The organism is Microbispora cellulosiformans (assembly GCF_008728085.1).
GTDB classification, from domain to species: Bacteria; Actinomycetota; Actinomycetes; order Streptosporangiales; family Streptosporangiaceae; genus Microbispora; species Microbispora amethystogenes.
Genome location: NZ_VYTZ01000009.1, coordinates 190,364 through 206,379, shown reverse-complemented (window position 1 = coordinate 206,379; position 16,016 = coordinate 190,364). Strand labels below are relative to the sequence as shown.

General features: G+C 72.3%; 11 protein-coding genes. 6 read left to right on the top strand and 5 right to left on the bottom strand.

Translation table 11 applies throughout. The features are described from left to right. Window positions 1–272: 272 nt before the first annotated feature. The gene (locus F5972_RS25395; protein ID WP_191910310.1) at window positions 273–2,645 is read left to right on the top strand and encodes a tetratricopeptide repeat protein; all 2,373 of its coding nucleotides are present in this window, start codon (window positions 273–275) and stop codon (window positions 2,643–2,645) included. Window positions 2,646–3,018: 373 nt separating this feature from the next. After that, window positions 3,019–3,276, top strand: a complete 258-nt coding sequence (locus tag F5972_RS38365) for a YdeI/OmpD-associated family protein (RefSeq protein WP_225311847.1) — start codon at window positions 3,019–3,021, stop codon at window positions 3,274–3,276. 112 nt (window positions 3,277–3,388) lie between these two features. On the opposite strand, the gene F5972_RS25380 is transcribed toward F5972_RS38365, so the two are convergent. After that, the gene (locus F5972_RS25380; RefSeq protein ID WP_150936575.1) at window positions 3,389–4,336 is read right to left on the bottom strand and encodes a helix-turn-helix transcriptional regulator; all 948 of its coding nucleotides are present in this window, start codon (window positions 4,334–4,336) and stop codon (window positions 3,389–3,391) included. Between the two features lie 62 nt (window positions 4,337–4,398). On the opposite strand from F5972_RS25380, the gene F5972_RS25375 reads away from it, so the two are divergent. Further along, entirely contained in the window at window positions 4,399–5,340 is a 942-nt protein-coding gene (locus F5972_RS25375; RefSeq protein ID WP_150936573.1) for an alpha/beta fold hydrolase, read from the top strand. A 308-nt stretch (window positions 5,341–5,648) separates the two neighbouring features. Here F5972_RS25375 and F5972_RS25370 read toward each other — a convergent pair whose 3' ends face one another. After that, window positions 5,649–9,278, bottom strand: a complete 3,630-nt coding sequence (locus F5972_RS25370; protein ID WP_150936571.1) for a hydantoinase B/oxoprolinase family protein — start codon at window positions 9,276–9,278, stop codon at window positions 5,649–5,651. A gap of 313 nt (window positions 9,279–9,591) precedes the next feature. On the opposite strand from F5972_RS25370, the gene F5972_RS25365 reads away from it, so the two are divergent. Beyond that, a complete protein-coding gene (locus F5972_RS25365) occupies window positions 9,592–11,007 on the top strand; it encodes a hypothetical protein (RefSeq protein WP_150936569.1) in 1,416 nt (471 codons plus the stop codon). Window positions 11,008–11,068: 61 nt separating this feature from the next. On the opposite strand, the gene F5972_RS25360 is transcribed toward F5972_RS25365, so the two are convergent. Beyond that, window positions 11,069–11,734 (bottom strand): hypothetical protein, encoded by a 666-nt coding sequence (locus tag F5972_RS25360; RefSeq protein ID WP_150936567.1) that lies wholly within the window; start codon window positions 11,732–11,734, stop codon window positions 11,069–11,071. A gap of 153 nt (window positions 11,735–11,887) precedes the next feature. On the opposite strand from F5972_RS25360, the gene F5972_RS25355 reads away from it, so the two are divergent. Together F5972_RS25355 and F5972_RS25350 are read left to right on the top strand one after the other, a co-directional pair. Beyond that, window positions 11,888–13,876 (top strand): sensor histidine kinase, encoded by a 1,989-nt coding sequence (locus F5972_RS25355; RefSeq protein WP_150936565.1) that lies wholly within the window; start codon window positions 11,888–11,890, stop codon window positions 13,874–13,876. A gap of 1 nt (window position 13,877) precedes the next feature. Then, complete coding sequence (locus tag F5972_RS25350; RefSeq protein ID WP_150936563.1) at window positions 13,878–14,537, top strand: response regulator; 660 nt, start codon at window positions 13,878–13,880, stop codon at window positions 14,535–14,537. A 46-nt stretch (window positions 14,538–14,583) separates the two neighbouring features. Here F5972_RS25350 and F5972_RS37470 read toward each other — a convergent pair whose 3' ends face one another. Both F5972_RS37470 and F5972_RS25345 read right to left on the bottom strand, forming a co-directional pair. Then, a complete protein-coding gene (locus F5972_RS37470; protein ID WP_165900532.1) occupies window positions 14,584–14,748 on the bottom strand; it encodes a hypothetical protein in 165 nt (54 codons plus the stop codon). Between the two features lie 2 nt (window positions 14,749–14,750). Next, on the bottom strand, window positions 14,751–15,920 hold the full coding sequence (locus F5972_RS25345) for a glycosyltransferase family 2 protein (RefSeq protein ID WP_225311845.1): 1,170 nt from the start codon (window positions 15,918–15,920) through the stop codon (window positions 14,751–14,753). Window positions 15,921–16,016 lie beyond the last annotated feature (96 nt).

Below are 16,016 nucleotides of genomic sequence, written 5' to 3'. Positions count from 1 at the left end.
TGTTCCTCCCGTCCCTCCCGCCCTCCCGTCCCCGCCGGCGTCCCCGAAGCCCCGGCGGCTCCGCCGTCCGGTGAAGTCAGCGCTGCCCCCGTCGCGAGCGCCGACCCGGAGCGTCCCGGCCCTGTCCTGGCCGGTGAGGCCCCTCCAGCCAACCAGCGGCGGCGGCCCCGGCGGCAGGCGCTCGACCGGCGGTTGACCGGCGGTTAAGCTGCCGTCCGCGCGAACGTGATCGAAAACCGTGGGCCGGCGGAAGGGAGCCGATGTTCGGCGGCATGCTGCGTGGCCTGCGTATCCGGGCGATGCTCACGCAGGAGGAGCTGGCCGCGCTGTCCGGCGTCAGCGAGCGGCAGATCCGGGAGATCGAGTCGGGCCGGGTCCCGATGCCCCGCGCCGGCACCGTCCGGATGCTCGCCGACGCCCTCGACCTGTCTCCGGAGGACCGGGCCGCCTTCCAGCTCGCCGCGCAGCCCGGGGCCACGCAGTCCGGGGCCACGCAGCCCGAGACTCCGCATCCGAAGGCCGGGCAGCCGGACACCGGGCAACCCGACGCTGGGCAGCGCGAGGCCGGACGGTCCGCCGCGGCGCGGCCCTTCACCGAACAGCCCGAGGCCTCGCGACCGGACACCGCGCAGCCGGACAGCGCGCAGCCGGAAACCGGGCAACCCGAGGCCGGGAGGCGCGACGCCGGACGGCCGCGGGTGCCCGAGCAGCTGCCCTCCGACGTCGACGGCTTCACCGGCCGGGCCGAGGCGCTGCGCGTGCTCGACGCGGCCACGTCCGCGGTGGTCGCCGTCTCCGGCCCCGCCGGGGTGGGCAAGACGTCCCTCGCCGTCCACTGGTCTCATCGGGCCGCGCCGCGCTTCCCGGACGGCCGGCTGTACGTGGACCTGCGCGGCTTCTCCCGCCACGACGCGATGGAGCCCACGGAGGTGATCCGCGGGTTCCTCGACGCGCTCGGGGTGCCGCTCGACCGCGTTCCGTCCGGCCTCACGGCACAGGTGGCGCTCTACCGCAGCCACTCCGCCGGGCGCGCCCTGCTCGTGGTGCTCGACAACGCCCGCGACGCCGAGCAGGTCCTGCCCCTGCTGCCGGCCGGCCCCGCCGCCCGTACGATCGTCACCAGCCGCCGGCGGCTCACCGGCCTGGTGGCGGAGACCGGCGCCACGGCGCTGACGCTCGACGTCCCGGACCTCCCGGAGGCGGTCGAGCTCCTCGGCCGCCGGCTCGCCCCGGCCTCGGAGGGCGACTCGGTTGCCGCGATCGCGGCCGCGTGCGGGCGGCTCCCGCTGGCGCTGGCCCTGGTCGGCGCGCGGGCGCAGCTGACCGGGTTCCCGCCCGAGGCGATCGCCACGGAGCTGCGCAATCCCCGTGGCCGGATCGCCGCGCTGGAGATCGACGCCGTCTTCTCCTGGTCCTACGACGCGCTCAGCCGGGACGCCGCACGGCTGTTCCGGCTGCTCGGGCTCGTCGCGGGCGCCGACATCGCGCTCGCGGCCGCCGCCGCGCTGGCCGGCCGGGCGCTGCCCGAGGTCCGGCGTACGCTGGCCGAGCTCACCGACGCCAGCATGGTCGTGGAACACGCGCCCGGCCGCTACCGGATGCACGACCTGCTGCACGCGTACGCCGCCGAGCGCGTCCGGGCCGAGGAATCCGAGGCCGGGCGGCAGGCGGCGCTGACCCGGCTGCTCGACCACTACACGCACACCGCCTATCACGCCGAGCTCGTGCTGAACCCGGTGCGCGCGCCCATTCCGATGGCTCTCGGCACGCCCGTGGACGGCTCCGAGCCGAAGCCGGTGCTCGACCTCACGGCCGCCGTGGAGTGGCTGAAGACGGAGTACGCGGTGCTGCTGGCCGCGCTGCGGCAGGCCGAGGAGGAGGGGATGCACCGGCACGCGTGGCAGCTGAGCTGGGCGCTGGACACGTTCCTGAACGACGAGCGGCGCTGGCACGACGAGGGGGCGGCGTGGGCGGTGGCGCTGCGCGCCGCTACCGCGATGACCGACCGGCCGGCGGCGGCGCACGCGCACCGCTTCCTGAGCGCCGTGCACGGCAGGCTCGACCGGTTCGAGGAGGCGCACGCCCACATGCGGGAGGCGCTCCGGCTGAGCCTCGCCGCCGGAGACCGGGCGGGTGAGGCGGAGAACCGCTTCGTGCTGTCCTACGTCTACTGGCTGCAGGGCGACGGCGAGCGCGCGCTCGACCAGGCCGGGCGGTCGCTGGCGCTCTTCACCGAGATCGACGACCCCTACTGGGCGGGCAAGGCCGCCCTCGCCGTGGGCTGGTACCTCTCGGAGCTCGGCTCCCTCCAGGAGGCCCTGCCGTACCACCTCCAGGCGCTGGAGCTGCAGCAACGGGCCGGCGACCGGCCGAACGAGCTGGTCACCCTCGACACGCTGGGCGTGCTCCACCAGCGGCTCGGCGACCCGATGAGCGCGATCCCGCACTTCCGGCGCGGCCTGCGGCTGGTCGCCACGATGGACAACCCGGCCCTGCGGGCCCAGCTGCTCGGCCACCTCGGCGACGCGAGCGAGGCCGTCGGAGACCCGGAGACGGCCCGCGAGCACTGGCGGGAGGCGTACGAGATCCTGCGTGGTCTCGGCCATCCCCACGCCGCCGACCTGCGCCGCAAGCTCCAGGCCTAGGCGTCCACGGCACCTACAGCTCCGCCCTGCCCGACCTCGCCCCCGGCGCCCTCCGCGACCCGCGGGACCCCGACGGCACCGAGCTGGGCAACCACATTGCCTCTCCTGGCGTGTGGCTCGCCCTGACCAGGAAGGGCGGCTCTGTCACCATGCTGACCTGGCAGCAGGCGGTCGATGAGGCACTGTGCTTCGGCTGGATCGACGGGCAGGCCCGCAAGCGCGACGAGGAGAGTTCCTGGAGGCGGTTCACCCCGCGCCGGTCCCGCAGCATCTGGTCCCAGCGCAACGTCGCCAACGTGGACCGGTTGGAGGCGGCCGGCCTGATGCTGCCCGCTGGCCGTGACGCAGTGGAAGCCGCGAAGGCCGACGGGCGGTGGACGGCCGCCTATGCACAGCCGTCGGAAGCGGAGGTCCCGGCCGGCCTGCGAGCCGCGATCGCCGCCGACCAGCGGCGCAGGCGATGTTCGAGTTGCTCACCAAGACCAACCGCTTCGCTCTCATCAGCCGGGTCAATGCCGTCAAGCGGGCCGAGACGCGCACCCGGAAGATCGCCGAGTACGTGGCGATGCTGGCCCGGCACGAGACGATCCACCCTCAGCGAGCCAGGCCGACGGACCCGCCGACGTCGTGACCGTCTGCCAGAACGCAGGAAGATGACGGAAAGGCGATCGGCAGTACCTTCCCGCGATCGAATCATGCTCGTCGAGCATGCTCAGCACGTGGGCTGAGCGCCCGTGCCGACGTCAGCTGTATCGCTCGACGAGCGCGTTGCCGATCGAGGCCAGGTGGTCTCGCACACCCGGGGGGCCGGTCACTTCGAGCCATTCGACCAGCCCGGCGAGTTCGCCGGCGAGGGTGTAGTCGTCGTGGCCGCGGATCACGACGTCGATGCGTCCGTCGGTCGTGGTGCCTCCGACTTCGAGTCGGTCGCCGAACCCGATCCGGAGAATGCCTATGGCGTGGGGCGCGCAGACGGCCTGGACCTCCAGAGGTGTTCGTTTGCGGTCGATCTCGTCGGCGATCTCGCGCCAGCTCTCGGCGAGGTCGAAGTCCTCGGGCCGGTGCACGGGATCGCCGGTCAGGTCGGCGGATGTCACGCGGTCGATCCGGAAGGTCCGTCGGCCTGTCTCGGTGTGGGAGACGAGATACCACGCCGGGCCTTTGGCGGCGATGCCCAGCGGGTGGACGGTCCTCTCGGTTTCGGCGCCTTTGCTATCGACATAGCCGAGCCGCACCTGGACGCCGCGGATCACCGCGTCCTGGAGGTCGTCGAGGAAGCGAGGTGGTCGGTGCTCGACCCGGCTCGACCCCCATCGTCGCGGGTCCATGACCAAGGATGATGCTGCTGCTTCGGCTTGGGCGCGGAAGGGTTCCGGCAGGGCTTGGACGAGTTTGCGCAGGGCTGCTTTCACGGCCGGGGTCGCGGCCGAGGCCGGGCCGGCGACCAGGAACAGGGCGCGGGCCTCACCCGCGGTCAACCCGGACAGGTCGGTACGGGCGCCGCCCACCAGGCGCCAGCCGCCGCCCCGTCCTTGCGTGGAGTACACGGGCACCCCGGCCATGGCCAGGGAGTCGAGGTCGCGGCGGGCGGTGCGCTCGGAGACCTCCAGCTCCCGGGCGACCTCTGCCGCTGTCACCTGCTCGCGCCGTTGCAGCATGAGGAGGACGGCCACCAGCCGGTCGGTTCGCACGCCCACAAAACTCCCACACAAACCGGTCATGAGGTGACCGGTTTCGGCGTCAGGATGGCGCCATGACCTCAACCGATTTCCCCAAGCCCACCCTCATTCCGGTCAACGGTGTGGAACTCGAAGTCTTCGAAGCGGGCCGAGAGAACGCGGGAAGGCCCATCGTGCTCTGCCACGGCTGGCCGGACCACGCCTTCACCTGGCGCCACCAGATGCCCGCCCTCGCCGCGGCCGGCTACCACGTCATCGCCCCGAACCAGCGCGGCTACGGCAACTCCTCCCGTCCGGCCGAGGTGACGGACTACGACATCGAACACCTGTCGGGTGACCTCGTCGCGCTCCTGGACCACTACGGATACCGAGACGCCACCTTCATCGGCCACGACTGGGGCGCGTTCGTCGTCTGGGGCCTGACCCTGCTGCACCCCACCCGTGTGAACAAGGTGATCAACCTGAGCTTGCCCTACCAGGAGCGCGGGGAAAAGCCGTGGATCGAGTTGATGGAAGACATGCTCGGCGGCGACTTCTACTTCGTCCACTTCAACCGGCAGCCGGGCATCGCCGACGCCGTATTCGAAGACAACACCGCCCAGTTCCTCCGCAACCTGTACCGGAAGAACCAGCCGCCGCCGGAGCCTCAGCCGGGCATGGCACTGATCAACCTCGCCAGAGCGCAAACACCCCTCGGCGAACCCATCATGAGCGACAGCGAACTGGCCGTCCTCGTCTCCGCCTTCGAAACATCCGGATTCACCGGCGGCATCAACTGGTACAGGAACCTCGACCGCAACTGGCGCCTCCTGGCGGACGTAGACTCGATCATCCACCAGCCCGCCCTCATGATCTACGGCCACCGGGACCCGGTCGCGAGGTCGGAAAACCTGGCAGAGTTCGTGCCCAACGTGGAAGTGGTCTGCCTGGACTGCGGCCACTGGATCCAGCAGGAAGAACCCGAAGAAACAAACCAGGCCATTCTCAAATGGCTGGACAACCGGGATGACGCCTAACGTCTCGTGATCCCAGCCTGCGAAAACGCCTGGCCACTGAGGGTTCTGGGCTCACTACCGGCAAGGCAGCTACCACCAGCCGCCAGCTGTGACTGATCCGCAGGTCAGGGCTCTGGTGCTCAGGTCAAGCCCACCCTCGGCGACACCGGGGCGCGAATCGACGTGCCTAGCCTGCGTGAGTCCTACAGCGAGCTGGACGAGATCGAGCTGCTCGGCACCATCGCCGCCTCCTACGTCGACCTACGGGTGATCGCCCGCGAGGTCGTCTGGACCGGCGTCCCGCGCGATCCTCGCGGTGGCTCGCCACGTCAGCCGCCGGCCGGGGGGCCGTATCCTCCGCCGCCGGGCGTCTCGATCTCCAGCACGTCGCCCGGCCACACCCGGACCGAGTCGCATCCCGAGAGGCGGACCACGCTTCCGTCCGCGCGGCGCACCCGGTTGGCCCCCAGGGCGCCGGGCGCGCCGCCGGCCATGCCGTACGGGGGCACCCGGCGGTGGCCGGACAGCGCGCTGACGGTCATCGGCGCGCGGAAGCGGATGCGGCGCACCGCCCCGTCCCCGCCCCGCCAACGTCCGGCGCCACCGCTGCCGCGCCGGACGGCGAACTCCTCCAGCAGCACGGGGAAGCGCCATTCCAGCACCTCGGGGTCGGTCAGCCGGGAGTTCGTCATGTGGGTCTGCACCGCCGACGCCCCGTCGAACCCGTCACCCGCTCCGGATCCCGAGGCGACGGTCTCGTAGTACTGGCGCCGTTCGTCGCCGAAGCTGACGTTGTTCATCGTCCCGGACCCCTCAGCCTGGACGCCGAGCGCGGCGTAGATCGCCCCGGTGATCGCCTGCGAGGTCTCGACGTTGCCCGCGACCACGGCCGCCGGGTACACCGGGGCCAGCATCGACCCCTCGGGCACGACGATCCGCAGCGGCCGCAGGCAGCCGTCGTTGAGCGGGATGTCGTCGTCCACCAGGGTGCGGAAGACGTAGAGGACGGCGGCGGTGACCACGGCGGTCGGCGCGTTGAGGTTGGTGTCCAGCTGCGGCGAGGTGCCGGTGAAGTCGATCGTCGCGGTACGGCGGGCCCGGTCCACCGAGACGCGCACCGAGATCACGGCGCCGCAGTCCATCTCGTAGCGGAACCGGCCCTCGCGGAGCGCGCCGATCACCGCCCGCACCGCGCTCTCGGCGTTGTCCTGCACGTGCCGCATGTAGGCGCGCACGACGCCGAGGCCGAAGTGATCGATCATCGCGCCGACCTCCTCGACGCCCTTGGCGTTCGCGGCGATCTGCGCGCGCAGGTCGGCGAGGTTGGTCGCGGGATCCCTGGACGGGTACGGCGCCTCGGTCAGCACCCGCCAGGTCTCCTTCTCGCGCAGGCCGTCGCGGTCCGCCAGCAGCCGGCAGTCGAACAGCACGCCCTCCTCGTGCACGTTTTTGCTGTCCGCGGGCATCGATCCGGGGGTCAGCCCGCCGATCTCCGCGTGGTGGCCGCGGGAGGCCACGAAGAACAGGATCTCCGGGGGGTCGCCGCCGAAGACGGGGGTGACGACCGTGATGTCCGGCAGATGGGTGCCGCCGTGGTACGGATCGTTGATCGCGTACACGTCGCCGGGCCGCATCGCGTCGCCGCGGCGGCGGACCACTTCCTTGACGCTCGCGCCCATCGAGCCGAGGTGCACCGGGATGTGCGGCGCGTTGGCGATCAGGCCGCCGCCGGAGTCGAACAACGCGCAGGAGAAGTCCAGCCGCTCCCGGATGTTCACCGACTGCGCGGTGGATCCCAGCCGGGCGCCCATCTGCTCGGCGATCGACATGAAGAGGTTGCCGAAGACCTCCAGCATCACGGGGTCGGCCTCCGTGGTCACGCCGGTGGCCTCCCGGCGTGACGTCACCCGTTCGAGGAGCAGGTGCCCGTACGGCGTCACCCCGGCCCGCCAGCCCTCGTCGACGACGGTGGTCGCGTCGGCCTCGGCGACGATCGCCGGGCCGCGCACCAGGTCGCCGGGACGCAGCCGGTCCCGTTCGTGGAGCGGCACCTCACGCCACGCCCCGCCGGTGAACAACCGCACGAGTTCCGCCGGTGCTGGGGCGCCGGATTCCGCCGCCCGGCCCATCTCCGGCGGATGGGGCTGGCCGGTCAGCCCGGCCGCCTCGACGGAGACCGCCTCCGCGATCAGCGGGCGGTCCATGAGGAACGAGTACGTCCGCAGGTGGGCGGCCGCGAACGCCGCCGCCATCGCGTCAGGGCCGGCCAGGTCGACCGGCAGCGGCGTGTCGGTGCCCTCGTACCGCAGCCGCACCCGCCGGGTCACCCGGATCCGCCGGTCCGGCACGCCCTCGTCCCGGAGCTCTTGCCTCGCCGCCGCCTCCAGGGCGTCGGTGAGGCCGGTCAGCCGCCGCGCCGCGGCGGGATCCAGCCGGGCCTCGACCGACTGCTCCCGCATCACGACGGTGTCGGCGAGGCCCATGCCCAGGGCGGACAGCACCCCCGCCATCGGCGGCACCAGCACGGTGCGTACGCCGAGCGCGTCGGCCACCGCGCAGGCGTGCTGGCCTCCGGCGCCGCCGAACGTGGTGAGGACGTATTCGGTGACGTCGCGGCCCTTCCGCACGGAGATCTGTTTGATCGCGCCGGCGATGTTCTCGACCGCGACCCTCAGGTAGCCCTCGGCGACCTGCTCCGGATCGCGCTCGTCGCCGGTCCGGCGGCGGATCTCCGCCGCCGTCTCGGCGAACCGGCGCCGCACCTCGCCCGCGTCCAGCGGCAGGTCGCCGTCCGGGCCGAAGACCTTGGGGAAGTGGCCGGGCTGGACGCGGCCGAGCATCACGTTGGCGTCTGTGAGGCACAGCGGACCGCCGTTGCGGTAGCAGGCCGGGCCGGGGTCGGCGCCCGCGGAGTCGGGGCCGACCCGGTAGCGCCCGCCGTCGAAGCGCAGGACCGATCCGCCGCCCGCCGCCACCGTATGGATGGCGATCATCGGCGCGCTCAGCCGTACGCCGCCCACCTCGGTCTGGACCACCCGCTCGTACGCGCCGGAGTAGTGGGACACGTCGGTCGAGGTGCCGCCCATGTCGAAGCCGATCGCCTTCTCGAAACCGGCGAGCGCGGACATGCGGGCCATGCCCACGATGCCGCCGGCCGGGCCGGACAGGATGGCGTCCTTGCCGCGGAAGTGCCCGGCCTCCGCCAGTCCTCCGTTCGACTGCATGAACATCAGCCGCACGCCGGGCAGTTGCCGCGCCACCGCCTCGACGTACCCGCGCAGGACGGGAGAGAGATAGGCGTCGGCCACGGTGGTGTCGCCCCGCGGCACCAGCTTCATCAGCGGGCTGACCTCGCCGGAGCACGACACCTGGGCGAAGCCCACGCGCCGGGCCAGGCTCCCGATCGCCTGTTCGTGCGCCGGATGCAGATGACTGTGCAGGCAGACCACCGCGACCGCGCGGACGCCCTCCTCGCGCAGCCGCCGCAACTCGGGCGCGAGCCGTCCGAGGTCGGGGGGTCGCAGCACCTCGCCGCCGGCCGTGATCCGCTCGTCCACCTCGACCACCCGCTCGTACAGCATCTCCGGCAGCACGATCCGCCGGTCGAAGATGCGCGGCCGGTTCTGGTAGCCGATGCGCAGCGCGTCGCCGAACCCCTTGGTGATCACCAGCGCGGTGCGCTCGCCCCGGCGCTCCAGCAGCGCGTTGGTGGCGACCGTGGTGCCCATCCGCACCGACTCGATCCGGCCGACCGGGATCGGCTCCCCGGCGGGAACGCCCAGCAGGGCGCGGATGCCCGCCACCGCCGCGTCGGGATAACGCGCCGGGTCGTCCGACAGGAGCTTGCACGTCACCAGCCGCCCGTCCGGGCGACGGGCGACGACGTCGGTGAACGTGCCGCCGCGGTCCACCCAGAACTGCCACCGGCCCGCGGACGTCCGGTCCCCAGGCGTCGCCATACATCCCTTTTATCAGAACAGTCGTTTCACGTCCGCACGCCCCCGTCCATCAATGGCAAGTCTGGGCAGATCACCCCGAAAGAGAGGCGCCGGACGCATTCACTTCGGCCGTTTCTCCGTTCTTTGCACTCCCATTAGGGTGGGCGCTCTTTTACCGGGACACCTCCTCTGACCAGCCGCTGCTATGTTCTCGAATGCACGGCCGCCGGGAGAGTCGGCGCAGCCGTGGCGTATGGAGATTTCGTTTTCCGTGCATTTCCAGAGACACCAGCGATTATGCGCCGAAACGATCAGGGCCAGTCAGGAGAAACATGTGAGATCCCGTCCCTTTCGCACGCTGACGGCGGTGTCGGCCGCCGCCGTGCTCACGGCGGCGTTGGCGGTGAGCCAGAGCGCGGCGGCCGGCGTGCCGCGGGCCAACGACCCGTCGAACAACCCCGCGCCGATGACCAGGCTCAGCGTGAACACCAACACCCTCTACTCGCTGCGCTGGGACGAGGTCGGCCCCGACAACAGGCCGTACCCGGGGCTCATCACGCAGTTGCGCAGGGACCTGAACCTGGCCGGCCGGCCCCGCGTGCCGCTTTCCCGCGTGCTGGAGACGCCCAACCACCTCGCCCGCAGCGACCACGCCGGCTGCCCGGAGGCCAAGGGCCCCGGTGGCGCGCTGGGCGGACCACACCCGGTCCTCACCGACCGCTGGATCTGCTTCAACCAGGAGGACTCCACCAGCCCCGCCTGGTATCCCCAGGGAGTCAGCGGCACCTGGGACGCGAACAGCGGCGGCTCCGTCGACGGGGTGCGGGCGTTCGCGGTCGGCTGGTATCACCGGACGAGCAGCGGCGACAAGACGCCCAACGCGTCCAGGGTGTCGTTCGTGGACGAGGCGGCGACGGGTCCGTCCGTGCACCGGTACCAGAACGTGCTGCTGGGGCTGCCGCGCTACCGGAACGGCCGGGTCACCTTCGAGTCGGTGCCGACCCACGCGGGCGGTCTCATCTGGTATCACAACTACCTTCTGATCGCGGACGACGGCCAGCGGCGCGACTTCAACGGCATACTCGTCTTCGACATGCGCGACCTGCTCGACCTCAGGGCGAGCACGCGCGTGGCCGACGTGTCGGTGCCCGCGTACCGGCAGCGCCCTCTCGGCCTGCACAACGGCTGGTTCTATTCGAAGGGCTACCGGTTCCTCCTGCCGCTGCGCGGCATATGGCGGCCGTCGGTCGGCCCTCTGACCACGCCGCAGCCGTGCCACGCGGGCGATCTGCGCTACCCGCCGTGCTACACGTACGCGGGCCTGGACAGGAGCACCTCCCCGCCGAGCTTCCTCACGGGTGAGTGGTGCACGAGTTCCGCCTGCGGCACGGGACGCGTGGCACGCTTCCCGCTGATGCCGGACACCGCCTCCTGCGCCAGGGGCTGTCTGCGGACCTCGGACGGCACGGCGAGGCCGACCCAGGTGTTCACACAGCCGGCCCGCTACACGCAGGGCGGCGTGTCCTGGAAGGGGACGTACCAGTTCACCACGAGTCACGGAGGCGCCGCCGGGCGCTTCGTGACCCGGCCGGGCGCGACGACGGTGGCCCGTCACTACGCCGGCACGGGCGTCCAGGACCTCTACTGGAACCGGGGCACGAGCACGCCGATGCTCTGGTCCGTCACCGAGTTCCCGGGGACGGCGGCCAGGCCGCTGGGCAGGCGCGTGCTGTACGGCGTCCATCCCTGATCCCGGCTGAGGAAGGCCCCTCTCGTCACGACGGCGAGAGGGGCCTTCCGCCGTCTCGGCCTCAGGCGAGGGCCGCCCGCGCCGGCTCGGCCTCGCCGGCGGCCTCGGAGCCCGCGATAAGCCTGGCGGCCAGCGGCACGGTGCCCGCGAGCTGGACCAGCGCGCCCACCACCGTGACGGCAAGGGAGAACTCCCCGCTGGACAGGACGAAACCCGCCACCAGGAGGGGAGCCGTCCATCGCGGCAGCACGCCGGTGCGCAGGATCGCGGCGACCTGCGTGACCAGCCCGACCACGGCCGAGGCCAGCATGGGCAGCATGATCCCGCCGAACCACGCCGAGCCCTGGTATCTCGCGTACGCCTCAACGGCCTCGGCGGCCAGGCCGCCCTCAGGCGTCAGGCCCAGGACCACCGGCCGCATGCCGGAAACAATCAGGCCGAGCACCCCGGCCAGGGCGAGCAGCAGCCCGGAGATCGTCCCGGCCAGCGGCGCCCGGTCGCGCAGCACCCGTGCGACCGCCAGGCCGCCGGGGATGGAACACCCGACGAAGATCATGTAAAGCATGGTGCCGAGGGCGTAGCCGTCCCGGTCGGCGGACACCTGGGCGAGGTAGTCCGCCGCCTCGGTGCGGGGCAGACCGACGGTGTCGACCAGATGCCAGACCACTCCGGCGATCGGGCCGGCGACGACCGCCGCGGCGAGCAGGTAGGGCTTGTTCGTTCTCATGATCGTGTTTCCTTCGTGCATGGCGGCCCGTCCGCCGCATGCCGAAACATTGACGCGGCCCTGTCCCGGGCCGCCTGAGCCCGGCGCCCCCTCCTGCGGTAAGGACGATTTGTCCCATGCGGGCGGGACATCAAATAACAGACAATTCGCCTCATGCATGCGCGTACGGTGCCGATCGCTGATGCGGTCGCGGGAGCCGCCGCGGCGGCGACCCTGGCCGCGTTCGGGCTGCGGCTGCGGTCGCCGGCAGGGTTCGCCGACGACTACTGGCTGTGGATCTCGGTGACGGCTCTCGTGTACGGCGCGCCCGGCGCCTTCCTCGTCCGGCGCGGCCGGACCGTCCTGGGCCTGCTCTTCCTCTCGGTGAGCGTGAGTGCCGCGACCGGTGCTCTCACCGCGGAGTACACCGCCACCGCGGCCGTGTCGCACTGGCCCGGCCACCTGCCCGCGCTGTGGCTGTCGGCCTGGAGCTGGCTGCCCGCCTATGTGATCGTGGCGGCCGTCGTGCCCTACTGGCTGCCTTCCGGCGAACGACCGGCGCGGGTGTTCCGCCCCCTTATGTACGCCGGGTGCGCAGCCGTGGCGACGGGGTCGGCCGCCTGGGCGCTGCTGCCCTGGGAGCACGGCGACGACCCCGCGTTGGCCGAAAGCGGCCTGGTCAACCCCCTGGAAGTCGCGGGTGCCGAGGCGCTGCTGCCGGTCAGCCTCGCACTGGTCGCCGTCGCGTCGCTCGGCGGGCTCGCCTCCCTGGGCGTACGCCTGCGCCGGGCGGAGGGCGACGAGCGCGGCCAGTTGGCCTGGGTCCTCGCGGGGATGGCCGGCACGCTGCTCCTACTGGCCGCCGCCCAGGCGGTGCCGGCGCGCGGCTCAGGGGTGCTGCTCGCGGCCTCGGCCGTGCCGTTGCCGGTCTCCGTGGTGGCGGCGATCCAGCGATACCGGCTGTGGGACATGGAGACCGTGCTGCGCCGCGGCCTGGTCTGGGCACTCATGTCGGCCGAGATCGCCCTCTGCTACACGGTGATCGTCGCGCTGCTCGGGGACCTGCTGGGCCGCAGCGTGGGGGCTCCCCTCGTCGCCGCGGCCGTGGTCGCCGTCAGCGTGGCCCCCGTCCACCGCCTGCTTCAGCGGGGCGTACGGCGGCTGCTGTACGGCGACGCGGCCGACCCGTACGACGCGCTGGGACGGCTCGGGTCGACGCTGGAGACGTCGGCGGCCCCCGCCGAGGCACTGGAGCGACTGGCCGGGGACGTCGCCAGGATCCTGCGGGTGCCCGCCGTGTGGGTGCTGGTGCTCGACGGGCCGGAGTCCCGCCACGGGGACGACGTCGGCGCCGACCCGGTGCGGGTGGCACTGGTGCACGCCGGGGAGGCCGTCGGAGAGCTCGTGCTGACCCGGCCGCGCGCCGGGGAGTTCCGCCCCGCCGAGGCCCGGCTGCTGGGCGTGCTGGCCCGGCAGGCGGGCGCGGCGGCGCACGCCGCCCGGCTCGCCGCGGATCTGGACCGGTCGCGGCGGGCGCTGGTCGCCGCGCGCGCGGAAGAACGCCGCCGGCTGCGCCGCGACCTCCACGACCATCTCGGGCCGAGCCTGTCGGCCGTACAGCTGCAGCTGGAGACCATCCGCGACCTGGTGGCCGACGACCCGGCCGGTGCGGGTGAGCTGGCCGACCGGTGCGCCGCGTGGCTTGCCGGCGCCGTGGGCGACGTCCGCAGGATCGTCGACGGCCTCGGCCCGTCCGCCCTCGACGACCTCGGCCTGGCCGAGGCGCTGCGCGCGCAGGCGGCGGCCTTCGACCGTCCCGGTCTCGTGGTCCGGCTGAACCTGCCCGCGCAGGGCCTGCCCCCGCTTCCGGCCGCCACCGAGGCGGCGGCTCTGCGCATCGTGGGCGAGGCGCTGGCCAACACCGCCCGGCACTCGGGTGCCGGCGGCTGCGACATCGACGTGGCGCTGTCTCCCGACGCGCTGCACTTCACGGTACGAGACGACGGCGTCGGCATGACCGGCTCCGCCCCGGGCTGGCGCGCGGGGGTCGGCCTGGAGTCGATGACCGAGGCCGCCGCCCAGCTGGACGGGAGATGCGAGATCCTTGCCCCGGCGGGCGGCGGCACCGAGATCCGAGTGCGGCTGCCGAGAGTCGAGGTGTGAGATGCGCGTGCTGATCGTGGACGACCACCCCATGTACCGCGAGGGGCTGATCGCGGCGCTGTCCGGCCGTCCCGGCGTGACGGTCGTGGGCGAGGCGGGTGACGGCGCGGCCGCCGTCGAGCTGGCGGTCCGGCTCGCGCCCGACGTCGTCCTGATGGACCTGCACATGCCGGTCATGAACGGCGTGGAGGCCACGGGGCGGTTGCGCGCGGAGCTTCCGGACGTGGCCGTCGTGGTGCTGACGATGCTGGAGTCCGACGAGTCGCTGGCGGCGGCCGTACGGGCGGGCGCGCGCGGCTACCTGCTCAAGGGGGCGGGCCGGGCCGAGATCCTGCGGGCGCTCGAGGCGTGCCGGGACGGCGGCGCCTACTTCGGCCCGAACGCCGCCCGGGCGCTCGCCGGGCTCGTCGGCGCGGAGACCCGGCGGTCCGTCGCCAACCCCGTCCTGCCCGACCTCACCGAGCGCGAGGTCGAGATCCTCGACCTGATGGCGCGCGGGCTGTCGAACGCCGCCATCGCCTCCCGGCTCTACGTCTCGGACAAGACGGTCCGCAATTACGTGAGCACGGTGTACGGCAAGCTCGACGTCGGCGACCGGGCCGCCGCGGTGGCCCGGGCCCGGGACGCCGGGCTCGGCGCCGGCCTGCCCGGCGGGCGCTGAGCCGGCGTCGAGCCGGCCCAGCGCTCTACGGAGGGAGCGGGGTGGGTCAGGCCTCCCGCTTGGGGATGATCCGCTTCACCGCCACCGCGGCCGACACCAGCGTGAACAGGCCCAGGGCGATCCATAGAGCGTTCCAGCCCATGAACGGCGCGGTCAGCGCCGCACCGCCGAAGCCGGCCGCCACGCCCCCGATGGGTGGGTTGTTGTACATGTTCACCATTTCCTTTCCCGACGCCACGCGGCGTCCCAGAAGGCTTTCGCCTGTGCGATCTGCAGAAACACATCGAAGATCATCTCGACGAACAGCAGGGCGGCCAGGGCCATCTGCCCGCCGCCCCTGCTCCGTACGGTGACGATCCGCTCGATCATGAAGACGCCCGTCACCGCTACCCAGAGCGGATGGAAGGTGAGCGTGCCCGTGACGGCGATCGACCAGGCCGTGGCGCCGAGGTACGCGAAGATCACGACGATCCCGACCAGCGACAGGAGCTGGCGGCCCCAGTAGGGCAACGTGACCCGCGTCCAGCCGTAGTCGGTGAGGTTCTCCAGCGCGCCCCGCTTCCACCGCAGGCGCTGGTTGAACAGGTCCCTCCAGGTCTCCATGACCTCGGTGGTGAGCGTGCACTCGGCGGGACACAGGATGCGGAACCTCAGGTGCAGCAAGGCCAGGGTGAGCTCGTTGTCCTCGGTGAGGACGCGCACGTCGTACACCTGGCCGCGACCGGGGAGGCGTCCGGCGCGGCGGGCCCTGACGACCTCCTTGAGGGCGAGCGCGCGGAAGAGCGTCGCCGTCCCGGTGAGCACGAGCGCCTTTCCGTGCAGCCGCCGCACGTCCCGGGCGTAGCGCGCGTACTCGTTGCGCTGGAACATGCCCACCAGGCCGCCGCCCGGTTTGCCGGTGAAGGTGCCGCCCACCGCGGCCAGCTCGCCGGTGGCCAGTCTGAGGACGGCGTGGTGGACGAAACCGGGATCGAGCGCCGAGTCCGCGTCCATGACCAGCACGGCATGCCGCGACCCCATCAGAGGAAGCAGCATTTCGAGCACCTGGTTGAGCGCGCCCGCCTTCTTGTGGCGGTTTCCGGCCGTGCTGATGACTTCGGCGCCGTACGCGCGTGCGATGTCCGCGGTCGCGTCCGTGCAGTTGTCCGCGATCACGATGATCCGGTCGGGCCTGCGCCGCTGACCGTGCAGCGAGGTGATCGTCTCCGCGATCTGGTCCTCTTCGTCGTGGGCCGGGACCAGCACGGTGACGTGCAGCCGCGAAGGGTCGACCGCCGGGAGGTCCCGCTTGCCGTCGGCGCCCTTGGCCGCCCGGTGCCGGCCCACGCCCGGACGCTCGCGATCGATCTGCGGCGGCCTGCGCAGAGTTTCTGACAGAACCACTGAAAAACCGTCCAGATCATTGCAAGCTGCCACATATCCGTTTACTACCGGCACGAGAGTACACCAGTGATCTATGGGATTGGGTTACATAAAAGC